The sequence below is a fragment of the Flavobacterium buctense genome (assembly GCF_014486695.1).
GTDB lineage: Bacteria > Bacteroidota > Bacteroidia > Flavobacteriales > Flavobacteriaceae > Flavobacterium > Flavobacterium buctense.
This window is the reverse complement of the sequence record NZ_JACTAB010000001.1, coordinates 308,135-331,493: the sequence shown is the minus strand read 5'-3', so window position 1 is coordinate 331,493 and position 23,359 is coordinate 308,135. Positions and strand designations below refer to the sequence as shown.

Sequence of the window (23,359 nt, the reverse complement as noted above, 5' to 3'; positions counted from 1 at the left end):
GTTTATTTATTATGGATTAATCGGGTAAGTTTTATCGATAAATCAGTTAATATTATTTTGGCATTGCCATTTCGTTCAATGTGATAAGAAGCATCTGATAGCTCTTTGAAAATTTCATTAATGTTGTTACCGGTCACAAATGGAGCAAATTTTTCTAATTTGAAACCCTCAACCTCAGGTTCTAAATACACCAATTTTTCGGTCTGATAGTTTAACAACAGTGCCTGACGGAACATATCAATACAGTAAGCCAAAAACTGTTTTTGACCTTCTCTACCGATGCTCGACAATTCTTCACTCCAGGAAATTAAATCGTGTATGGCTGCTGCATTTCCTTTAGCCCTAAAGGCCGCTCTTACCCAATTTACAAACCATTCTTCAAAAGGAAAATCCTTGTTGTCATTGTTCAAAATATGGAGGGCTTTGTTGTAATTTCCTTGAGCCAAATGTGCTACTTTTAAGGCAGAAGACTCATCTAAAAAATACCGTTCTCTCATGGCTTTAACTATTGATGCTTCTGGTAAAGCACCAAAATGCAATGCCTGACAACGAGAACGAATCGTTTGAATGATGTCTTCTTCATTCTCCGAAATCAGGAGGAAAAGTGTTTTCTCCGGTGGTTCTTCTAAAAGTTTCAACAACTTATTGGAGGCTTCGAGATTCATCTTTTCAACCATCCAAACAATCATAATTTTATAACCACCTTCATAGGATTTTAAAGCCAATGATTTCAGAATGTCTTGAGCATCTTCTACGCGAATCATTCCTTGCTTTTTTTCAACACCTAAATGTTTGTACCAATCAAACAAACCGCCATAAGGGTTTTTCAAAACGAATTCACGCCAATCCAATATAAAATCAGCACTTTTAGGTTTAGATTTGACATCTTCATTAGTTACATTCGGGTAAACAAAATGCAAATCAGGATGAGATAGCGATTGGAATTTTAAATTGCAACTTTCATTTCCACCGGCATTTTCGGTACCAATGTTATTGCACAAAACAAACTGCGCATAAGCAATCGCCATAGCTAAGGTTCCGCTGCCTTCCGGACCAACAAACAACTGTGCATGCGGAATTCTTCCCGACAAAGCACTGGTAACGAGATGTTTTTTCAGGTATTCCTGACCAAGTATTTCTGAAAACTGCATGAGCAAATATAGAGCAAATTTTTGGCTAAAAGAAAAGCAAAATTCACCAATCGGATTCAAATCCCATTAGTTAATCTTGTTGTATGTCATTAGGTGATAAAACACTATTTGATTGACAATAAATGGCTTACAACTTAATTTTTTCTTAAAAATCATCGACAAACGCACAAAATTCACCGATGAAATTAAATTTTATTATATTTGCAAGGAATCATAACCACTTAAATTTTAGATGAAAACACTTCAAGATTTTAATTTCCAAGCCAAAAAAGCGATAATAAGAGTTGATTTTAATGTGCCTTTAGACGAGAATTTTAAGGTTACTGATGCTAACCGAATTGAAGCCGCAAAGCCAACGATAGATAAGATTCTTGCCGATGGAGGAAGTATAATTTTGATGTCACATTTAGGAAGACCTAAAGGAAAGCAAGACCAATATTCGTTAAAACATATTGTCGCCAAAACATCAGAAGTTTTAGGAGTTAATGTTCTTTTTGCAGAAGATTGCAGAGGTGAAATTGCACAAAATGCTGCAAAAAATTTAAAACCGGGCGAAGTTTTATTATTAGAAAACCTTCGTTTTTATGCTGAAGAAGAAGCCGGAGATGAAAATTTTGCCAAAGAATTAGCTTCATTAGGCGATATTTATGTGAATGACGCATTCGGAACAGCACACAGAGCACACGCTTCAACCACAATCATTGCAAAGTTTTTCCCAACAAGCAAATGTTTCGGTATGCTTTTGGCCAAAGAAATTGAGAGTTTGAATCGTGTATTGAAAAATTCAGTAAAACCGGTAACCGCAGTACTTGGAGGTTCGAAAGTTTCTTCCAAAATTACGGTAATCGAAAATATTTTAGACAAAGTAGACCACATGATTATCGGTGGGGGAATGACGTTTACTTTCGTAAAAGCCTTAGGTGGAAAAATTGGTGATTCTATTTGTGAAGATGACAAACAAGAATTGGCTTTGGAAATTTTGCGTTTGGCCAAAGAAAAAAACGTTCAAATACATATTCCGGTGGATGTAATTGCAGCCGATGCTTTTTCAAATGATGCCAATACAAAAGTAGTGGACGTTCGCGAAATTCCTGACGGATGGCAAGGTTTAGATGCCGGACCAAAATCGTTGGAGAATTTCAAAAAAGTAATTATGGAATCAAAAACGATACTTTGGAACGGACCATTAGGCGTTTTTGAAATGGAGAATTTTGCCAAAGGAACGATTACATTAGGCAATTATATTGCAGAGTCAACAGCTAACGGTGCATTTTCACTTGTTGGAGGAGGAGATTCAGTAGCAGCCGTAAAACAATTCGGTTTAGAAGAAAAAATGAGTTATGTTTCAACAGGCGGTGGCGCCATGTTGGAAATGTTAGAAGGAAGAGATTTACCGGGAATAGCTGCTATTTTAAATTAACATTTGCAACACAATAAAAGACAATTAATTACGTTGTTAATTATACAATTAACAATCTGAAATAAATACCACTTATAATATTACATATGAATATTAAAAAAATAACCACGATGGCACTCCTTTTGGCTTCTTCGGCAATTTTTGCCCAAGATACCATCAAGGTGATTCCGGTTCAGAATAAATTACCCAAAAGAGAACTAACCCAAAGAGAAGTTCTGGATTCTATAAAGGCGAGTTTTGTTCACGACAATATTGCCAAATGCATCGACAGCATGTGGATGAAGGAATTGGCGAGTTTAGATTTGTATAACGAATTGACTTTCGACATTAAGAATATTGATGTGGATCAAAAAGTCGACTATGAACTGCCAACAGAGCTTTTGAAGGAAAGATTAAAAGCATTAGACGAAAAATCGCCGTTCAACATCGAATACAACCAAGGTTTAGAAAACGTAATCAAATCGTTTTTAAAGAACAGAAAACGTTCTTTCGAAAGATTAATCGGAATTTCTCAGTATTATTTCCCAATGTTTGAAGAGTCGTTAGCGGCACAAAATATTCCACTGGAAATTAAGTATTTATCGGTTGTAGAATCTGCTTTAAATCCAAGAGCGGTTTCCAGAGTTGGCGCTACAGGTTTATGGCAGTTTATGTACCAAACCGGAAAACAATACGGTTTAAAAGTAGATACATACGTTGACGAAAGAAGTGATCCTTTGAAAGCCAGTAATGCCGCAACACAATACATGAAAAACATGTATGCCATTTTTGGCGATTGGGATTTGGTTTTAGCGTCTTATAACACCGGTCCGGGAAATGTAGCGAAAGCAATTCGCCGTTCAGGTGGAAAACAAAACTATTGGAATATCAGGCCTTTTTTGCACAAAGAAACACAAGGTTATGTTCCGGCTTTCTTGGCTACGATGTATATTTTTGAGTACCACAAAGAGCATGGAATCAAACCGGACAGAGCTGTAGCAAATCATTTTGCTACGGATACCGTAATGGTAAAAAGAACAATGACCTTCAAGCAAATAGCTGATTTAATGGATGTTTCTGTTGCAGAATTGCAGTTTTTAAATCCGTCCTACAAAAGAGAAGTTGTTCCGTTTATTTCAGGTCAAAATCACTTTTTGAGATTGCCGGTTGATAAAATTGCGGTGTTTACCTCTAATGAAGATAAAATTTACGCTTACGCAGATTATGAAGACAGCAAAAGAGAAAAGCCGTTTGAAAGAACGATGTTGGCCTCTTCAAATTCTAGTCCTTCTTCCAATGTTAAATACCATAAAGTCAGAAGAGGTGAAAGTCTAAGTAAGATTTCAAATAGGTACGGCATCACCATTGGTGAGTTGAAAAAATGGAATCATTTAAGAGGTAGCAAAGCACCATTGGGTAGAAACTTAAAAATTTATGTAGCTGAAAACGAAAATAATGAAGTTGCTTCCAACGAAAGTAAGCCTACAAATCCTTCTGATTCCTCTGTTGTGGCGTCGAATTCAAGCAAAATATTCAAAGAAGAAAGAGTGGTTTCTTATAAAGACGTTGTGAAATACCACAAAGTAAGAAAAGGTGATAATTTAGGAGAGATTTCAAATAAATATGGTGTTTCAGTTGCAGAAGTAAAAAAATGGAACAGATTAAGAAGCAATAATATCGCATTAGGTGCTAATTTAAAAATCATCAAAAACGAAAGAGTTGTTACTACGGTTAGAAAAGAAGTGAAATCCGATAGAGCTATCGTTGAAAACAAAGTAGATACTGCTGTTGCTTTTAACAACAATACTGTTGATGCTAACGAAAATCCAAGTGATTATTACGAAGTTCAGAGAGGTGATAACCTTTTCAGCATCGCTAAAAAATTCAATGTTAGCTTAGAAGACTTGAAAAAATGGAACAATTTGGATGATTTGCATGTTCAAACGGGTTCAAAATTAGCCTTGGCTAACAAAGATGAAAACGCAGTAACAGAAGAGCCTAAAACCGAAACTAAAATTGTTGAACACAAAGTTAGAAAAGGAGAATATCTTGGTACAATTGCCAAAAAATACAATGTTTCTTTAGCGGAAATTAAAGATTGGAATGATATGGAAGACCATAATGTAAAAGTGGGTCAAACCCTTATCGTTTCTAAAAAAGAAGTGGCGGTTAATGAAACCAAATCATCTAAAAAAGAGAATATTGCTGCTATTGACAGAAACGAAGTTAAAACTTATTACGTGAAAAAAGGGGATTCTTTATTCAGCATTGCTAAAAAATATCCGGGTGTTACGATTTCTGATATCAAAAAATGGAACGGCATCAAAAACGAAAGTTTGAAACCAGGCATGAAGTTAAAAATTAACAACGGTTAATCCGAAAATCTTCTATAAATTTGGGTTTTATTTCAATTATGAATAAAACCCTTTTTTTATGGCTTTTTGTCACGTTTGTCGTGAGTTCTTGTTCGTTTAAAAAGGACAAGTTTCCGGTCGATTCAAAGGCCGCAATAAACACTATTGCTGTAATTATTGATGACCAGCTTTGGAATGGTGAAGTAGGCGACAGCATTCGAAATAAATTTGCTTCTCCAGTTTTGGGTTTACCACAGGAAGAACCTTTATTCACCATTAATCAATATCCCGTTAAACTTTTTGAAGGTTTTTCAACAGACGCCAGAAATATCATCATTATCAAAAAGAGCAATGAAACTAAATTTGAAATCAAGGAAAACGAATTTTCAGCTCCACAAAATGCTGTTCATATTTCGGGAAAAACCACGGCTGAAATTATAGAAATTTTAGAGGAAAACGCACCGGATATCATTCAAAAAATGAGAGCCATCGAAATTGCGCAAAGCCATAAAATATTCAAAGACTCCTTGTTGGAAACCAAAAAAATTCAAACCAAATTCAATATCGATTTATTGATTCCTTCGAAATATGAATATGTCATGCGAAGAAAGAATTTTATTTGGCTCAAAAGCGAAATTACTAGTGGCAATACCAGTGTAATTATCTACCAAATTCCTTGGAAAGGTATTAATCCCAACAACGCAGTGAATGATATTGTAAGAACTAGAGATTCTATCGGTAGAAAATATATTCACGGCTCGGCTTACAGAACTCAGATGGTAACAGAAGAAGCCTATTCGCCCTATTTTTTTAAAACCACTTTGGCCGGAAGAAAAGCCTATGAAACTAAAGGAACTTGGCAAATGAAAAACGACTTCATGTCGGGACCTTTTATCAATTATGTTATTTTTGATAAAGAGAATAAAAGAATATTGGTGCTGGAAGGTTTTTGTTATGCACCATCGAAAGAAAAACGCGATTTGATGTTCGAATTAGAAGCCATCATCAAGTCGATTCAATTCAAAAAATAGAAAGCATGTATTTAGAATGGAAAATAAAGCGATTTGAAGCACTTTCGACTAAAGAGCTTTATGATTTGCTACAATTGCGAGCAGAAGTCTTTATAGTGGAGCAAAATTGCGTTTATCAGGACATTGATGGCAAAGACGAGAAGGCATTGCACTTGATAGGAGAAGATAATGAAGAAATCGTGGCTTATGCCCGACTTTTCAAACCGCATGATTATTTTGAGCAAGCCTCTATCGGTCGAGTGGTGGTTAAAGAACATTCGCGGGCCAAAAAATTAGGCCACATTTTAATGCGTGAAGCCATTCAAGTCATCAAAACCCATTTCGATCAGAGAAAAATTACGATTTCAGCGCAGTTGTATTTGAAGAAATTTTATGAAAGTCACGGGTTTATACAAACCAGTGAAATGTATTTGGAAGATGACATTCCGCACATTGAAATGAAGAAGGAGTAATTATACTTTTGAAATCACCAATTCTACTCTACGGTCATATTCTGCGCCCTTTCCAAGCGGAACGGTGTTGCCATAACCTTTGAACGACATTCTTTCCTTTGGAATTTTTTTCCAAATCAAATACTTGTATACGGTTTGCGCTCTGTTGGTAGACAACTGGCGTTTTTTGGTGTCTTTGTCAATCGCTTCTTTTTGGTATGGTGGTGTACAACAAACATGACCTTGAATCTCAAATTGCAGGTTTTTGTACTTCATTATAAGTTTGGCAATTTTGTCTAATTCTGTCTTTGATTTAAAGGTCAATTTACTGCTTCCTCTTTCAAATAATACATTATCGAGGTAAATGTGATCACCTACAATATGTTTCTTTTGAATCGTATTGTAAAAACCGGGGATTTCAATTTTAGGTAATGGCTTTAAGTTTAAAACCACATCAACACGGCGATTTTTAGAGCGTTTTTCCGGCAGATTATCCAATATGTCATCATCAATCAAAATTCTTCCTTTACCTTCAATGGTGACAATGATTTTGCTCTTGATTCCGTTTTCAATAAATTTATTCTGAATCTCCGTAGCGCGTTGGGTGGAAAGTTTAAAATTATAAGCTTCTTTACCAATATCATCTGTGTAACCAAAAATCTGAATAGATTCAATTCGAGTGGAATCCGTTTTTTTGATAAAATCAATAACATCTTTAACTTGAGTTTCATTCAATGTAAACTTGTCAAAGTCAAAATAAACCGAATGAACTACTTCTTCTTGAGCATTTAAAAAACCAAATAAAAGTAGGGGCAAATATTTTAGTAGTTTCATGTTAAATTTTTAAAATCTTGTTGTATTCTGCAGTATTGTTCAACACGCCTATGGCCTTTTTGATTTCTAAATTGCTTTTGGCATAATACTGATACAATCCTTCTTTATATTGATATCGCTTAATGATTTCATCTAGAATCAAATTCTTAATTTCTTTTTGGTTTTTGTCAATTAGGATTTCTTCACTTCTTTGTAAAGCAGTTAATAATTGTTGGTATTCCGAGTTAATGGCTGAATCTACTTGTTCTTTTTTGGCTTTTTCTAAAGTATTTTTGAGGGCAATTTCAGTTTCGGTATTGAACTCAATTTTTTCACGTTTTAAAAAGGCTTTAAAATCTAAAAAATCAGCATCAGTAATGGTTGGGATTTTATCTCCTAGGGTTGGGTTTTTATAGTAATAATGAGTTACGTAATTAAAAATACCGTCATTTTTTTGAAGAGCGTCTGCAATTGCACTCGTTTTAGTTTCCTCGATTTCTACATCAGGTAAAACGCCACCGCCATCAAAAACCGGTCTGCCTTTTTTGGTTTTGAAAGCATTAAAGTTTTTCTCTTCAGTCCTTGTTGCCTTACCGCTTTTGTCTTTTTTATTGTAATTTAAAGCCTGGATGCATCTTCCTGACGGAGTGTAATATCTTGAAATCGTAACTTTTACTTGCGTTCCGTATGTCATATCAATCGGACGTTGTACCAATCCTTTTCCGAAACTTCGGCTGCCTACAATTACGGCACGGTCTAAATCTTGCAAAGCACCGGAAACAATTTCAGAAGCCGAAGCACTTTTCCCATCAACAATTACGACCAAAGGAATTTCGGTATCTATAGGTTCGCGAGTGGTTTTATAAGTGTTGTTGTATTTCTCGTTTTTCGATTTGGTAGTTACTATGATTTCGCCCTTTGGCACAAATAAATTACAAATATTTACCGCTTCATGTAACAAGCCACCCGGATTGCCACGTAAATCCAAGATGATTTGGGTTGCGCCATCGGCTTTTAATTTTTCCAAGGCTTCTTTGGTTTCCAGAAAGGCTTTTTTGTTGAATTGTGACAAGACAATATAACCGGTTTTATCATCTACTTTTCCATAAAAAGGAACGGCTTTTACTTCTACTTCGTCTAAAATTAATTGTGTAGTTAGCGGTTTGCCTTGTCGGATATATTTAATGTCAACTTTGGTATTTTTGGCACCTTTCAACAATTGTGAAGCATCGTCTTTAAAATCGGCTAACAGCACATCTCCAATTTGAATGATTTCATCGCCCGCTTTCAATCCGGCTTTGTCAGCAGGAAAACCTTTATAAGGTTCTTTGATGATTAGTTTATCTTCCTTTCGGGTAATTAATGCACCAATTCCGGTATATTCTCCGGTATTATTGATTTTGAATTTGATAACATCTTGTTCGTTGAAATAATTGGTGTAAGGATCTAAATCGGCCAACATACTTTTGATGGCTTTGTCCATTAATTCAGCCGGATTGGTTTCGTCGACATAGTTTTGATTGATGGTTTTGAAAAGCGTGGTAAAGATTTCTATTTGTTTAGAAATTTCGAAGAAATCGTCTTTAAAACTTACGCCAACAAATAGAAAAACACTTAATATTGTTGGGATAATATATCTTTTTTTGAATGATAAAAACATAACGCTTTGATTTATTGGGATAACGAATATACTAAATTACTTCAAACAAAAACGGATAGGTTATCTGTTAACATTTTTTTATTCTTGGATGGTCTTTCCAAATTTTTCGAAAAGCTGTTTCGTTTTCTCTTCGATTTCCTGATAAGATAATTTATCACTGGTTTGATAGAAGAACATAAAGCAGTATTTTTTGTCCAAAGAGGCGATTAATTGAGCTTTGTTTTGTCGGTAACATTCCCGAAGTACCCGTTTGTAATAATTACGGTCAACGGCTTTTTTGAAGTGTTTTTTGGATACAGAAACCCCCATTTTCAGCGGAACATCTTCTTCGAAATCATGAGCGACATACACCAAACGCAAAGGATATTTGCCCACTGAATTTCCTTCGGAGAACAATAAATCTATAATGGTTTTGCTTTTGAGTTTTTCAGCTTTTGGATAAGAGAAATCCATTTTGTTTGGAGGTAAATTAATTGGAATTGTAGATGTTGTAAACAAATTTTACTTCGTTGTAATTGATGTAAATCTGCATTCTGTTGCTTTCTTTTTTCTTGGTAATGATTAATATTTTGCAGTTGGAATACCGGTTGTCAACACACTCAAAGGGAACAATGTTTACCTCATCATTGTCTTCAATTTCTCCATAAGCTTTGATTTTAAAGGATTGCACTTCGGCAGAATTGATGAGAATCAAATCTTTTTTAGGATCTAAAGTGATTAAAACATTGGCTTCAACAAAATCGGACCATTCGTTCCAAGTGCCGTCATTTTTTTTATCGGTAAAACTAACGCTGCTCGATTTAAATCGTATGGGTTGGGCATAACTTTTTTGAAAACCAAAGCCAAAAGCCATCAAAAGCAATAGAATTTTTAAGTTCTTCATGGTGAAAAATATTTGTGGTAAATCTACAAATTCTATTCCAAAAAAAAGCGCCTCCATGGAGACGCTTTCGGATTAATTTCTATTCAAAAAAATCATGGTGTTGTTTTCCTTTTTCACATCGGCCATTAAGCCGCTAGGATCAATAGTGATTTTTTTAATGCTGTTTTTGGGTTTTTTGATGGATAAGTTATAAGTTGGAAAAGCCCATGCCCAATCAGCAAGTGTAGATCTTTTAAGATTTTGATTTGGGTTTTCTTTTTCAAAACTCATCATCCGCAACGGGATGTAAAAACTTTCTTGACTACCATCGGTATAGTCTACCAAAATATCCATTGGCATAGGAATTCTACCAATTCTTTCTAAAGTGACTGTTGTTGAATCGTTGTTTTCGTTAACCTCTTTGATGCCATAATCAATCTTGTTGGTGGTTTGTGTCCATTCGGTTAAATACCAATCTAAATTGGCGCCCGAAACTCTTTCCGCAGTTCGCTTAAGATCATTAGGTGTTGGGTGTTTGAATTTGAAATCTTCGTAATAACGTTTTAATGTTTTCATGGTGTTTTCTTCACCAATCAAATAAATTAATTGCGTCCAAAACAACTCGCCTTTATAATACGAACAAGTACTGTAAACCTTATTATAACTAAAACGATCACCATGAGTGGATAGCGGTTCTTCTAAACCGGAATTGGCCAAATCCAGGTAACTTTTGTAAGCTCCTGAAAATGGGTTTTTAGTTTTAGTTTCTGCAATTTCGTTTACCCCTAAATCTTCTAAGAATGACGCGCCACCTTCGTCCATCCACGGATGTTTACTTTCATTAGAGGCCAAAACATGTTGGAACCAAGAATGGGCCATTTCGTGAGAAATCACACTATTCACCAAGCCATCAAGTGTACCTTCGCCTAAAACCAGCGTACACATGGCATACTCCATACCTCCATCGCCGCCTTGGATCACAGAGTATTGGTCGTATGGATATTTACCTACGGTTTTGTTGTAAAAGTCCATTAACTGTACTGTCTTCGGTTGTGCTTTTTTCCAAGTGTCAATGATTTTCGGATTGTTTTTATACAAGAAATGTAAAGTGGTACCGAAATCTGTTTTCACTACATCATGAAGGTAATTTTTATCGGCTGCCCAAGTAAAATCTAATACGTTTGGTGCTAAGAAGTGCCAAGTTAGTGTTTTTTGTTTCTTCGGGATATTAACCACAACGCCATTGTCTTGATAGCCGTAACCAATTTCGTTTTTGTTTTGCAAAAACCCCGTTCCTCCTAAAATATAGTCTCTATCGATTGTAATTTTGACATCGAAATTACCCCAAACACTGTGAAATTCTCTTGCAATATAGGGATCAGCATGCCAACCTTCAAAATCAAATTCGGCCATTTTCGGATACCATTGTGCCATTGAAAGTTCAACACCTTCGATGTTATTTCTGCCGGAACGTCTTATTTGAATTGGTATTTGTCCTTCAAAATCTAAGGTTAATAAAGTGGATTTTCCTGGCAAAAGCGGTTGCGCTAAATCGACTTCTAAAATGGTTCCTACTTCTTTGGTTGAGGCTAAAACACCGTCTTGTTTAAAATTCGATATTTTTAAAAAGCCCATCTCACTTGGTTTTAAAGACTTGAGTCGGCTTTCCTTGATTTCTTTTCCATCAGCGGTTTTGACTTTATGAACCATTCTTCTATCCGGGTCGGGAATGGTTTGTAGGCGAGCATCCATTTCGCTTCCCGGTTGAAACGCATTGTTAAATAAATGGTAGTAAACGCTTCTTAAAGTGTCTTTTGAATTATTAGTATAAAGTAATTCTTGCTGTCCTTTGTATTGATAGGTTTTAACATCCATGGAAACCTCCATTTTGTAATCAACTTTTTGTTGCCAATAACTATCTGTTTGGGCAATGATTGTTGAGGTGAATAGTAAAACGGCAATAGAAAAAAGTTTGTTTGTCATGCTTTCTAAAAAAATTGGGAAAGTTTAAACTTCCCGATACAATTATAATTTTGGTTCTTTCGGAATTTCTTTTGATAGTTCTTCGGCCATTTTCAAGGCATTGTAAGCATTTACAATCTTACCCGAAACACTTGCTTTTGAAAAAGGCATTTTTTCTTTATTTTCTCCAACATAAACCTCAAAATCTATTGGCGTTCCTGATTGCATTATGATATGCTTTACTTGTTTTGCCTTTAAATTAGGATAATGAGAACGAATTAAGGCTGCAACTCCGGCCACATTTGGTGATGCCATAGAAGTGCCTTGTTGGTATTTAAAATCATGATCTTCCACCGTGGCATATACTCTAACACCTGGTGCTAAAACATCTACATTATCAGAGCCAAAGTTTGAAAAATCAGCAACAACATTTTCTCCGTAATTGTAATTGACAGCACCAACTTTAATCACATTGTTGACCAATTCATTTTTTTTATCTGCAGTATCTTCAGGATAATTGGGTTCAACATCTACATTTTTTCCGTCATTTCCTGCCGCGAGAACGATTAAAACATCTTTGCTTTCGGCATATTTCATAGCTTCCCAAATCCATTCTTTATGTGGAGAGTAGTCTTTTCCAAAACTTCCATTAATGACTTTGGCACCATTGTCAACGGCATATCGAATGGCTAATGCGATATCTTTATCGTATTCATCTCCATTGGGTACAGCGCGAATTGGCATAATTTCAACATTGGTGGCCACGCCATCGCCTCCGATTCCATTGTTTCTTACCTGGGCAATAATTCCGGCAACATGCGTCCCGTGAGAGGAGTCTTTTCTTTCTTTAGAATAAACCACATTGTTGCCATATTTTTTATCATTAAAATCTTCTGGATTGTCGCCTACCGGTTTTCTACCATCGAATTCTTTGTTCAAATTATAGTTTAGTCTGTCGTAAACATACTCTTTGTATTCTTCCAAACTTTGGTGAAATTTTTCCCCCGCATAATCCGCATAAGACAACATAATTTTTTTGCTCTTGTATAGTTCATATTTAATAGAAGAGATATTGTTCAAATCATCAACAGTGTATTTGTCTTTTTTTAAATGCGCTTTAACTATTTTATCAGCCTCTACCAATAAATCAACCGTTTCTTTTTCAGGAAAGACTTTTTGGTATTCAGCTTCATATTCTTTTTGTGCTTTTTTATACATTTCAGAACCATCGTCACCCTTTCTTAAATAACGAACCAACTCTAAAGTTTCATTATTCGAATTGCCTAAAAAATTCCAACCATTAACATCGTCAGTATACCCGTTTTTGTCATCGTCTTTGCCATTTCTGGGAATTTCCTTTTTATTGGTCCAAATCACGGATTTCAAATCTGGATGACTAATATCAACACCTGAATCAATGACGCCGACAATCACTTTATTGCCTTTTTTGGTATTTAAAAGCTCAGCGTAAGCTTTATCTACACTCATCCCCGGAATAGAATCTTTCTCTAAATCAAGATGACTCCAACGCTTTTCTTGGTCTTCCGTTAATGGTGAATTTTTATAAGATTTTGTCGGTGCTACTTGTTGGGCAGTCATTGATAAAGTAGCCGATAATAAAAACAAGTGTGTTAAAGTTCTCATTTTAAATCATTTGATTGTTTACAAGCAGTAAAAATAATTTCTTTTACACCAACAAAAAAGGGATTAACAATAATTTAGTATCGGTTCAAACATCAAGCCCAAAAGAACAGCTTAAAATTTTATAGCTATTCAAAAATATAAAAAGTCTTGAGTAAAAATATTTTAACCCTTTCAATTTTAGTGAATTTCTGAATAGCTACTATTTTGATAATTCCTTTATCGGCGTGGTCTAGGCGGCTTCAAAAGAAAAATAGTCATAGATAAATTATTTTAAAGTAAAAAAACGGAAGAAGTTTGAGCCAACAATGATTGACTCAATATCATCATACTAAACCAAAGGCTTTTATTTCGTTAAAATGATTTGATTACAAAACGGTTTCCACTTGGAACACTTCTTTTAAACGAATCCCTTTTTCGGTGTTTTCCACCGTAATGATTTGGTTATGAGCATCGTGTTCTAACCAAAGAAAGTAATTGTTTGCGGCAGCGGCTTGAAGAAACTTTGACTTTTCCGGCATAGTCAACAATGGTCTCGTATCGTAACCCATAACATAAGGTAAGGGTAAATGACCGGCAGTCGGAATCAAATCTGCACAAAAAACAATCGTTTTGTCTTGGTATTGAATATGCGGAATCATCATTTTTTCGGTATGTCCATCAACGTAAAAAATTCCAAATCCTAATTCGTTTGAATGTCCAAAATCACCAACCGGTCTTTTGATGAAATTTAATTGCCCGCTTTCCTGCATCGGTAAAATATTTTCCGAAAGAAAAGAGGCTTTTTCTCGAAGATTAGGTTTAGTTGCCCATTCCCAATGGTTGTCATTCGTCCAAAATTTCGCATTTTTGAAAGCGACTTCATAATCGGTTTTGTCTTTGTTCCAATTGACACTTCCGCCACAATGGTCAAAGTGCAAATGGGTCATAAAAACATCGGTAACATCATCGCGATGGAAACCATATTTAGCCAAAGAACCATCAAGTGAATGGCTTCCCCAAAGGGAATAATACCCAAAAAATTTGTCGGATTGCTTGTTGCCCATTCCGGTGTCAATCAAAATCAGCCGGTTGCCGTCTTCAATCAATAGGCATCTTGCCGCAATGTCAATTAAATTATTCTCGTCTGCCGGATTGGTTTTGGACCAAATTGTTTTTGGCACTACGCCAAACATTGCGCCGCCATCGAGTTTAAAATTTCCTGCTTCTATGGGATATAGTTTCATATGAAGATTTATTTTTTTTAATTGGTCATATGTGATAGTCTTTAGAACGAAAACCTAGTTTATTTGTCTAATGGTTCAAAGACTATTTCATTTGTTGAATTTTCTTCGGTTAATCTTGTAAAATGGTTTGCAAATTACTAAAAATCCAACGCTTTCAATTCTCCAAAATCATTTTTTTCTATTCTTAAATTAGTTATAAAAATGCCTCATTATGCAGAAAAAAAAGATATTTGTGTTAACTTTGCCTTTTATTTAGACAAAATCAAAATAACCATGATTAAAGTTTCCGATACAGCGAGCAAAAAAATCATCGATATGATGAAAGATGACGGTTTCGACGCAGCCCAAGATTATGTTCGAGTAGGCGTAAAAAGTGGCGGTTGCTCCGGTTTGTCCTATGAATTAAAATTTGACAAAGAATTGGGTGAAAACGACAAGGTTTTTGAAGACAACCATGTTAAAATTGCCGTTGAAAAAAAATCATTTTTATACTTAGCCGGAACTGTTTTAGAGTTTTCAGGCGGATTGAACGGAAAAGGATTTGTATTCAACAATCCGAATGCATCAAGGACTTGCGGATGTGGCGAAAGTTTTTCGCTTTAAAAATTAAACAAACAAAATGGCAAAATATACCGAAGACGACTTAAAAGTTGAACTCGAAAATAAAGAATACGAATACGGCTTCTATACTGAATTAGAGTCGGAGACGTTTCCTATTGGGCTCAACGAAGACATCGTTCGTGCTATTTCTTTGAAAAAAGAAGAACCGCAATGGATGACTGATTGGCGCATTGAAGCGTTTCGCGCTTGGCAGGAAATGATAGAACCGGATTGGGCGAATGTGAATTACGAAAAACCCGATTTTCAAGCGATTTCATATTATTCAGCACCTAAAAAAGCGGATCCAAATAAAACCTTAGACGATGTAGATCCTGAACTTTTAGCGATGTACAAAAAGCTGGGAATTTCCTTAGACGAACAGAAAAAAATGAACAATATCGCAATGGATATTGTAGTCGATTCAGTTTCTGTAGCCACAACTTTCAAAAAGACTTTAGCCGAAAAAGGCATCATTTTCATGAGTATTTCTGAAGCGATTCGCGAATATCCGGATTTGGTTCAAAAATATTTAGGTACAGTTGTACCGCAAAAAGATAACTTTTATGCTGCTTTAAACTCAGCGGTTTTCTCCGATGGTTCATTCTGTTATATTCCAAAAGGCGTTCGTTGTCCAATGGAATTATCCACGTATTTCCGTATCAACCAAGCCGGAACCGGTCAATTCGAAAGAACATTGTTGATTGCCGATGAAGGCAGTTATGTTTCGTACCTAGAAGGTTGTACTGCGCCAAGTCGCGACGAAAATCAATTACACGCAGCGGTTGTAGAACTCATTGCTTTAGACAATGCCGAAATCAAATATTCGACTGTTCAAAACTGGTATCCCGGGAACAAAGAAGGCAAAGGCGGTGTTTTCAACTTTGTAACCAAAAGAGGTTTCTGCGAGAAAAACGCAAAAATTTCGTGGACACAAGTCGAAACCGGATCAGCCATCACTTGGAAATATCCGTCTGTGATTTTGAAAGGCGACAATTCTATAGGCGAATTTTATTCAATCGCCGTAACCAATAATTTCCAACAAGCCGATACCGGAACCAAGATGATTCATTTGGGTAAAAACACCAGATCAACCATCATTTCCAAAGGTATTTCTGCCGGAAAATCACAAAACAGCTACAGAGGTTTGGTGCAAATTGGTGCCAGAGCTGATAACGCTCGTAACTTCTCACAATGTGACTCGTTGTTAATGGGGAATAATTGTGGCGCGCATACCTTTCCTTATATCGAAAGTAAAAATTCTTCAGCCAAAATTGAGCACGAAGCCACGACTTCCAAAATCGGTGAAGACCAAGTGTTCTATTGTAATCAACGCGGAATCCCAACCGAAAAAGCCATTGCGTTAATCGTAAACGGTTTCAGCAAAGATGTATTGAATAAGTTGCCGATGGAGTTTGCGGTGGAAGCTCAAAAGTTATTGGAGATTTCGTTAGAAGGTTCAGTAGGATAATCATAAATCAGAATAAAACACATTTCAAAAATGTTACAAATAACAAACTTACACGCAAGTGTTGAAGATAAAGAGATTTTAAAAGGAATCAACCTAACGGTGAATGCCGGAGAAGTACACGCCATCATGGGACCAAACGGTGCCGGAAAAAGTACGCTTTCGTCTATCATTGCCGGAAATGAAAATTACAACGTAACCGAAGGTGAAATCCTTTTGGAAGGCGAAGATATTTCAGAATTAGCTCCCGAAGAAAGAGCGCACAAAGGCGTTTTCTTATCGTTCCAATATCCGGTAGAAATTCCTGGCGTTTCAGTGACGAATTTTATGAAAACCGCCATCAACGAAAGCCGCAAAGCCAACGGTAAAGAGGAAATGCCGGCGAACGAAATGCTGAAACTAATCCGTGAGAAATCAGAATTATTAGAAATCGACCGCAAATTTTTATCGCGTTCGCTAAACGAAGGTTTTTCGGGTGGAGAAAAGAAACGTAACGAGATTTTCCAAATGGCGATGTTGGAACCCAAATTAGCCATCCTTGACGAAACCGATTCTGGTTTGGACATCGATGCGTTGAGAATTGTTGCCAACGGAGTAAATAAGCTTAAAAACGAAAACAACGCTGTTTTGGTAATCACGCACTACCAACGTTTGTTAGATTATATCATACCTGATTTTGTTCACGTTTTAATGGACGGAAAAATTGTAAAATCAGGCGACGCTTCATTAGCGCTTGAACTTGAAGAAAAAGGATACGATTGGATTAAACAAGAGCAAGAAGCATAATGGAATTGAAAGAAAAATTAATCTCGTCTTTCATGGCTTTCGAAGAACATATTGATGTTCATTCGGAATTGCACGATGTGCGTACTTCCGCCATAAAAAACTTTGAAAATAAAGGGTTTCCAACCAAAAAAGAGGAAGCTTGGAAATATACTTCGCTGAATGCCATCTTAAAAAATGACTATTCCGTATTCCCAAAACACGAAAATGCGATTGAATTTGCTGAGGTAAAAAAATACTTCTTACACGAAATCGACACGCACAAAGTGATTTTTGTAGATGGAAAATTTGCTTCGTTTTTATCGGCAACTACACATGACGGTTTGGATGTTTGCTTGATGTCATCCGCTTTAAACAAACCGAAATACAAAATGATTATCGATGAGTATTTCAATAAAATTGCCAGTAAAGACGAAAGTTTGACAACGTTGAATACGGCTTTCGCCAATGAAGGTGCGTACATCAACATCCCGAAAAGCAAAGTGGTGGAAAAGCCAATCGAAATCATTTATTTCTCAACAGGCGTTGAAAATGCCCTAATGGTTCAACCTAGAAATTTGGTCATTGTTGGAGAAAATGCACACGTTCAAATCATTGAAAGACACCAATGCTTAAACGAAAATCCGGTGCTGACTAATTCGGTTACCGAGATTTTCGCCCAAAAACGCGCCATCGTTGATTACTATAAAATTCAAAACGACTTACAATCAGCCAACCTGATTGACAACACTTATATTTCTCAAAAACAAGAAAGCAGAGTTTCGGTACATACGTTTTCTTTTGGTGGCAACATCACGAGAAATAACCTGAATTTCTACCACTTTGGCGAAAGAATCGATTCAACCTTAAAAGGTATTACCATTATTGGCGACAAGCAACATGTTGATCATTACACTTTGGTCAATCACGCGACGCCCAATTGCGAAAGCCACCAGAACTACAAAACCATTTTGGCCGGAAGTTCAACAGGCGTTTTCAACGGTAAAATCTACGTGGAAAAAGAAGCGCAAAAAACCGATGCGTTCCAACAAAATAACAACATTTTGTTAGGCGACAAAGCTACCATCAACGCCAAACCGCAATTGGAAATCTTTGCCGATGACGTAAAATGTTCCCACGGTTGTACGATTGGACAATTAGACGAAACCGCCATGTTCTACATGCAATCCCGCGGTATTCCGAAGAAAGAAGCCAAAGCTTTATTGATGTACGCCTTCTCCAACGAAGTCATTGAAAGCATCAAAATCCCGGAATTGAAAAAACGCATCACCAAAATCATCGCCACGAAATTGGGCGTGAATTTAGGATTCGATTTATAAAATTAGGAGCGAATGGCTTGGGCATTTTTGGAGTCCGTGTTCCCGCTTTTCGTTACAATTAAAAAGTCCCGATAAACTCGGGACTTTTTAATTTCTCTGCAATCGGGGCTAGAGTATTAGCCTTTTGAGTTCTTGTTGTCTTTTTTCAAACTCCCAATAATCTCTCTCAAAAACGCATTACTGTCAAAGTCTTCACTCAATCCCATTCGAACTACTACCAAATCCATCGACGGGATGATAAACACCATTTGCCCTTGAAAACCGCTGCAATGGTATAAATCTCTCGGAACGTCAGGATATTTACCATTGGCGTTTAGCCAAAAATGACCGCCGTAAAGACCGTTAGAACTATTGGTTGGTGTGGCTACATATTTAGCCCAACTCGGATCAAAAATTTGTTCCCCATTCCAGTTTCCTTCATTTAAATAAAGCAAACCAAACTTCGCCCAATCACGCGTTGTTGCCCAACCATAGGAAGAACCCACAAAATTTCCGGCCATATCGACTTCCACTATGGCAGAATTCATCCCAATTTTATCCAACAAACTGCTATACCAAAAATCTAAATACTCCTGATGGGTTTTGAATTGTTTTCGCAAAATGCCGGAAAGTAAATTAGTCGTTCCCGAAGAGTAATTCCAACTGTTGTTCGGTTGACCAACCAAAGGTTTGTCGATTTGAGGTTTGGTCATATCTTCAGCAATAAAAAGCATTTTTGTGGCATCGGAAATTTTAGAATAGCTTTCTTCCCATTCCAAACCGGAATTCATGTGCAATAAATCATTAATGGTGATTTTGGAGCGTGAGTCATTTTTCCACTCAGCAATCGGTGCCGGTTTCATGATGTCGATTTTGCCCTGTTTTTGAAGAATTCCGAAATAAGTGGCGGTTAAACTTTTAGTCATCGACCAACCTAAAATTTTAGAAGTAGCCGTAAAACCGGGCGCATATTTTTCGGCAACCAAGTGGTCTTTATACAATACAACCACCGAACGTGTTCGTTTGTTCTTTTCTCCTGCTTTATCAAAAGCAGCTTCTACCGCTTTTTGCAATTTGTAATAATCAACACTAGCAAAAACAGTGTCTACCGGATTATTGTTTCCATAAGGATAAGGCAAATTGTTCTTTAAAAAAGTTCGCTTCGGAGTATTGTAAGGTTTGGTGACATCAAAATCATCATTAATTAATGTTGCGCCCAATCCTTCACGGTAAATGGCTTTGCGGGTTTTTAAACCATAGACTTTAGAAACCGCCAATTTTCCGTTTTCATCTATTTCATTGGTGGCCCAATCGACTTTGTCAATATCATTGTCCCCTTTCTGAATGGTTTCTATACTTCTGCCATCAATAAAATGACCGGAAGCTACGCTTTTAGCCGAAAAACCTGAAATCAAATCAAGTTGCGGATAATTTTCAATGCGGAGATAAACCAAGGCAATCAACAACAAAACAACGAATATTTTGAGGAATTTTTTCATGGAAATTAATTTGGAAGCAATTTATAAAATTTCAACCATATAAGTTATTTACGCCTCTATTTCTTAGATTAGCTATAGGGTTTAATGAACACAAAATATTAATATTTGTTTAGCAAAAAACAATTCCATTTTAGCTACTTTTGTATTTAGAATTTTTCTAAATAATACCATGTTAGACATCCAAAAAATCAGAGCCGATTTTCCGATACTTTCCCAAAAAGTTAATGGCAAACCGCTCGTCTATTTTGATAACGGCGCAACTTCGCAAAAACCACAAGTGGTTATCGATGCGATATCTAAATATTACCAAGAAATCAATGCCAATATACACCGTGGTGTGCATACTTTGAGCCAATTGGCCACTGATGCGTATGAAGTTTCCAGAGGTAAAATACAAAAGCACCTCAACGCTAAACATGCCCATGAAGTTATTTTTACTTCGGGAACAACCCATGGAATTAATGCGATTGCTAATGGTTTTGCGGACTTTTTAAAACCAGGCGATGAGGTTTTGGTTTCCGCATTGGAACACCACAGCAACATCGTGCCTTGGCAAATGCTTTGCGAAAGAACCGGTGCAACATTGAAAGTCATTCCGATGAATGAAAATGGCGAATTAATCATGTCGGTATACGACAAATTACTTTCGGCTAAAACCAAAATCGTAACCGTAAATCATATTTCAAACGCTTTGGGAACGATAAACCCGATTCAGTATATGATTGACAAAGCGCATGAAGTTGGAGCCGCTATTTTAATCGATGGCGCTCAAGCTACACCACATTTAAAACCAGACGTTCAGGCTTTGGATTGTGATTTCTATGTCTTTTCGGGACATAAAATTTGTGGCCCAACCGGAATCGGAATTCTATACGGAAAAGAGGAATGGTTACGCAAATTACCACCATATCAAGGCGGCGGCGAAATGATTGCCACAGTCACTTTCGAAAAAACGACTTACGCCGATTTGCCGCACAAGTTCGAAGCCGGAACGCCCAATATAGCCGACGGAATTGTACTCGGTACCGCGATAGATTATTTGAACGAAATCGGCTTTGATAACATCGCAAAATACGAACACGAATTATTGGAATATGCCACGGAGAAATTATCAGAAATCGAAGGATTGAAAATTTTCGGCACCGCAGAACAAAAAACTTCCGTAATTTCGTTTAACATCGACGGCATACATCCTTACGACATTGGCACAATTATAGATAAGCTAGGAATAGCGGTGCGCACCGGACATCATTGCGCACAGCCGATCATGGACTTCTACCAAATTCCGGGAACGATAAGAGCAAGTTTTGCTTTTTACAACACCAAAGAAGAAATAGATGTTATGGTTGAAGCGATAAAAAAAGCCCAAATGATGTTATCTTAAAACAAAGACAGATGAAAGCAATTACTATGATTTTACTAACGATTTTTCTTGGAAAAAGTTGTACCAATGAAGCGCAAAACGATTTGACCAATACGGTAATTCAATACACAGCTAATACCCGAGGATTTTATCAAAAGATTGTCATTGTCAATCAAAAAGCAACCATTTCAAGAGACCGAAGTGAAAAAGCGCCAAAGGAAGAAATTACGATTTCTGATGCTGATTGGGCCTTATTAGTAGGGGCTTTTGCCAAAATCAATTTAGAAGAAGTGCCCAAATTAAAAGACCCAACGCAAAAACGATTTTACGATGGTGCGCCAATTGCCAATCTAAAAATCCGTTACCAAGAAAAAGATTATGAAACCACTGATTTTGATCATGGTTTTCCACCAAAGGAAATAGAGAAATTAGTCAATAAAATTGTGGCATTGGCCAAAGAAAAAGAAGAATGAGCATAAAAGAAATACAAGACGAAATCGTAGACGAGTTCTCGATGTTTGACGATTGGATGCAACGCTACGAATACATTATCGACCTTGGAAAAGGGCTGCCATTAATTGAAGAGCAATACAAAACCGAAGAGAATATCATTACCGGTTGCCAATCGAAAGTTTGGGTTCATGCCGAGCAATTAGGAGATAAAGTAATCTTTACCGCCGATAGCGATGCGATTTTAACCAAAGGGATTATTGCGATTCTGATTCGTGCCTTTTCCAATCAAAAAGCTTCTGATATTTTAGAGGCTAATACCGATTTTATTGATGAAATTGGCTTAAAAGAGCACTTGTCGCCAACAAGAGCTAACGGATTGGTTTCGATGATAAAAAAACTTAAAATGTATGCTTTGGCGTTTAATGCTAAAAATTAAAAAACTATGGAAGAATTTAAAGACGATATCAATTTAGGCGAAAATGTGGTGAAAACCTTAAAAGGCATTTATGACCCGGAAATTCCTGTAGATATCTACGAATTAGGCTTAATTTACGACGTGATGATTAACGAAGACAATGAAGTAAAAGTCTTAATGACACTAACTTCACCAAATTGTCCGGTGGCGGAAACTTTACCTCGTGAAGTAGAAGAAAAAATCAAAAAAATAGACACCGTTAAGAATTGTGAAGTGGAAATCACCTTTGATCCGCCATGGAGCAAAGATTTGATGAGTGAAGAAGCTAAATTAGAACTGGGAATGTTGTAAAATTAGTCTTCAGTCGCAGTTTTCAGTTACTGCGACTTAGACTTCGACTGCAAACTAAAACTATGGACGAAATCATTAACAGAGTAGCCAATTCCGTGTTAGAAGTGTTCGATTTGGAAGATTATTATCCAAACGGCATTCGGACGCAAATTGACATTTCACAATGGTTGTTGGAGGGTTTTATTCTTAAAGAAAAAGACTTCCGCGAAGCCTTAAAAAATCACGATTGGGCGCAATACCAAAATCATTTCGTGGCTATTCATTGTTCAACAGATGCTATAGTTCCCGCTTGGGCTACTATTTTAGTGGCTACCCAAGTCACGCCTTTTGCTCAAAAAGTGGTGAGTGGAAATCTAAACGATTTGGAAACAGCTTTATACCAAGAAATTCTTCCGACTTTGGATTATACTCCTTACCAAGACAAGCCGGTCATCATCAAAGGTTGTTCTAAAAAACCTGTTCCGGAAAGCGCCTACATCATGGCAGTTCAAAAACTGCAACCCATCGCCAAAAGCATAATGTATGGCGAAGCCTGCTCTGCAGTTCCATTATTTAAAAAATCAAAATAGATTTTAATCTGATAATCAAACAATTACCTTTTC

At 36.6% G+C, this 23,359-nt stretch carries 22 protein-coding genes; 13 read left to right on the top strand and 9 right to left on the bottom strand.

Going from position 1 to position 23,359, the window contains the following annotated elements; genetic code table 11:
• Positions 1-2 precede the first annotated feature (2 nt).
• Positions 3-1,151, bottom strand: coding sequence for a DNA polymerase III subunit (locus ICG50_RS01405; protein ID WP_187659126.1), 1,149 nt, complete (start codon positions 1,149-1,151; stop codon positions 3-5).
• A gap of 232 nt (positions 1,152-1,383) precedes the next feature.
• Here ICG50_RS01405 and ICG50_RS01400 point away from each other — a divergent pair, with 232 nt between their 5' ends.
• The 4 genes from ICG50_RS01400 to ICG50_RS01385 all read left to right on the top strand — a co-directional run bounded on the left by ICG50_RS01400 (position 1,384) and on the right by ICG50_RS01385 (position 6,387).
• Positions 1,384-2,571, top strand: coding sequence for a phosphoglycerate kinase (locus ICG50_RS01400; RefSeq protein WP_187659125.1), 1,188 nt, complete (start codon positions 1,384-1,386; stop codon positions 2,569-2,571).
• Between the two features lie 86 nt (positions 2,572-2,657).
• On the top strand, positions 2,658-4,925 hold the full coding sequence (locus ICG50_RS01395; protein WP_187659124.1) for a LysM peptidoglycan-binding domain-containing protein: 2,268 nt from the start codon (positions 2,658-2,660) through the stop codon (positions 4,923-4,925).
• Between the two features lie 38 nt (positions 4,926-4,963).
• Positions 4,964-5,935, top strand: a complete 972-nt coding sequence (locus ICG50_RS01390; RefSeq protein WP_187659123.1) for a DUF4837 family protein — start codon at positions 4,964-4,966, stop codon at positions 5,933-5,935.
• A gap of 5 nt (positions 5,936-5,940) precedes the next feature.
• On the top strand, positions 5,941-6,387 hold the full coding sequence (locus ICG50_RS01385; RefSeq protein WP_187659122.1) for a GNAT family N-acetyltransferase: 447 nt from the start codon (positions 5,941-5,943) through the stop codon (positions 6,385-6,387).
• Here the strand turns inward: ICG50_RS01385 and ICG50_RS01380 are convergent, their stop codons facing one another.
• The 7 genes from ICG50_RS01380 to ICG50_RS01350 form a co-directional block, all read right to left on the bottom strand.
• On the bottom strand, positions 6,388-7,200 hold the full coding sequence (locus ICG50_RS01380; protein ID WP_187659121.1) for an OmpA family protein: 813 nt from the start codon (positions 7,198-7,200) through the stop codon (positions 6,388-6,390).
• 1 nt (position 7,201) lies between these two features.
• Positions 7,202-8,839: a S41 family peptidase gene (locus ICG50_RS01375; RefSeq protein WP_187659120.1), complete on the bottom strand. Its 1,638-nt coding sequence runs from the start codon at positions 8,837-8,839 to the stop codon at positions 7,202-7,204.
• A gap of 78 nt (positions 8,840-8,917) precedes the next feature.
• Complete coding sequence (gene rnpA, locus ICG50_RS01370) at positions 8,918-9,292, bottom strand: ribonuclease P protein component (protein WP_187659119.1); 375 nt, start codon at positions 9,290-9,292, stop codon at positions 8,918-8,920.
• 16 nt (positions 9,293-9,308) lie between these two features.
• The gene (locus tag ICG50_RS01365) at positions 9,309-9,722 is read right to left on the bottom strand and encodes a hypothetical protein (RefSeq protein ID WP_187659118.1); all 414 of its coding nucleotides are present in this window, start codon (positions 9,720-9,722) and stop codon (positions 9,309-9,311) included.
• Between the two features lie 72 nt (positions 9,723-9,794).
• Positions 9,795-11,684 carry a M1 family metallopeptidase gene (locus ICG50_RS01360; RefSeq protein ID WP_187659117.1) on the bottom strand — a complete coding sequence of 630 codons (1,890 nt, stop codon included), beginning with the start codon at positions 11,682-11,684 and terminating at the stop codon, positions 9,795-9,797.
• A gap of 42 nt (positions 11,685-11,726) precedes the next feature.
• A complete protein-coding gene (locus ICG50_RS01355; RefSeq protein WP_187659116.1) occupies positions 11,727-13,307 on the bottom strand; it encodes a S8 family peptidase in 1,581 nt (526 codons plus the stop codon).
• Positions 13,308-13,672: 365 nt separating this feature from the next.
• Positions 13,673-14,530 (bottom strand): MBL fold metallo-hydrolase, encoded by an 858-nt coding sequence (locus ICG50_RS01350; RefSeq protein WP_187659115.1) that lies wholly within the window; start codon positions 14,528-14,530, stop codon positions 13,673-13,675.
• Positions 14,531-14,803: 273 nt separating this feature from the next.
• Between ICG50_RS01350 and ICG50_RS01345 the strand changes: the two genes are divergently transcribed.
• Genes ICG50_RS01345 through sufD form a run of 4 tightly spaced genes read left to right on the top strand, consistent with a single transcriptional unit; the run spans position 14,804 to position 18,697 of the window.
• On the top strand, positions 14,804-15,133 hold the full coding sequence (locus ICG50_RS01345; protein ID WP_187659114.1) for a HesB/IscA family protein: 330 nt from the start codon (positions 14,804-14,806) through the stop codon (positions 15,131-15,133).
• Positions 15,134-15,149: 16 nt separating this feature from the next.
• Entirely contained in the window at positions 15,150-16,598 is a 1,449-nt protein-coding gene (gene sufB, locus ICG50_RS01340) for a Fe-S cluster assembly protein SufB (RefSeq protein ID WP_187659113.1), read from the top strand.
• A gap of 30 nt (positions 16,599-16,628) precedes the next feature.
• Complete coding sequence (sufC, locus tag ICG50_RS01335; protein ID WP_187659112.1) at positions 16,629-17,381, top strand: Fe-S cluster assembly ATPase SufC; 753 nt, start codon at positions 16,629-16,631, stop codon at positions 17,379-17,381.
• Positions 17,381-18,697 (top strand): Fe-S cluster assembly protein SufD, encoded by a 1,317-nt coding sequence (gene sufD / locus ICG50_RS01330; protein WP_187659111.1) that lies wholly within the window; start codon positions 17,381-17,383, stop codon positions 18,695-18,697. Before sufC ends, sufD begins: the two co-directional genes overlap by 1 nt.
• A gap of 116 nt (positions 18,698-18,813) precedes the next feature.
• Here sufD and ICG50_RS01325 read toward each other — a convergent pair whose 3' ends face one another.
• On the bottom strand, positions 18,814-20,175 hold the full coding sequence (locus ICG50_RS01325) for a serine hydrolase domain-containing protein (protein WP_187659110.1): 1,362 nt from the start codon (positions 20,173-20,175) through the stop codon (positions 18,814-18,816).
• A gap of 169 nt (positions 20,176-20,344) precedes the next feature.
• Between ICG50_RS01325 and ICG50_RS01320 the strand changes: the two genes are divergently transcribed.
• The 5 genes from ICG50_RS01320 to ICG50_RS01300 all read left to right on the top strand — a co-directional run bounded on the left by ICG50_RS01320 (position 20,345) and on the right by ICG50_RS01300 (position 23,326).
• Positions 20,345-21,559: an aminotransferase class V-fold PLP-dependent enzyme gene (locus ICG50_RS01320; protein WP_187659109.1), complete on the top strand. Its 1,215-nt coding sequence runs from the start codon at positions 20,345-20,347 to the stop codon at positions 21,557-21,559.
• Positions 21,560-21,570: 11 nt separating this feature from the next.
• Positions 21,571-22,011, top strand: coding sequence for a hypothetical protein (locus ICG50_RS01315; protein WP_187659108.1), 441 nt, complete (start codon positions 21,571-21,573; stop codon positions 22,009-22,011).
• The gene (locus ICG50_RS01310) at positions 22,008-22,427 is read left to right on the top strand and encodes a SufE family protein (protein ID WP_187659107.1); all 420 of its coding nucleotides are present in this window, start codon (positions 22,008-22,010) and stop codon (positions 22,425-22,427) included. Before ICG50_RS01315 ends, ICG50_RS01310 begins: the two co-directional genes overlap by 4 nt.
• Positions 22,428-22,433: 6 nt before the next feature.
• Positions 22,434-22,757, top strand: a complete 324-nt coding sequence (locus tag ICG50_RS01305) for an SUF system Fe-S cluster assembly protein (RefSeq protein WP_187659106.1) — start codon at positions 22,434-22,436, stop codon at positions 22,755-22,757.
• 62 nt (positions 22,758-22,819) lie between these two features.
• Positions 22,820-23,326 carry a DUF2480 family protein gene (locus ICG50_RS01300; RefSeq protein WP_187659105.1) on the top strand — a complete coding sequence of 169 codons (507 nt, stop codon included), beginning with the start codon at positions 22,820-22,822 and terminating at the stop codon, positions 23,324-23,326.
• Positions 23,327-23,359 lie beyond the last annotated feature (33 nt).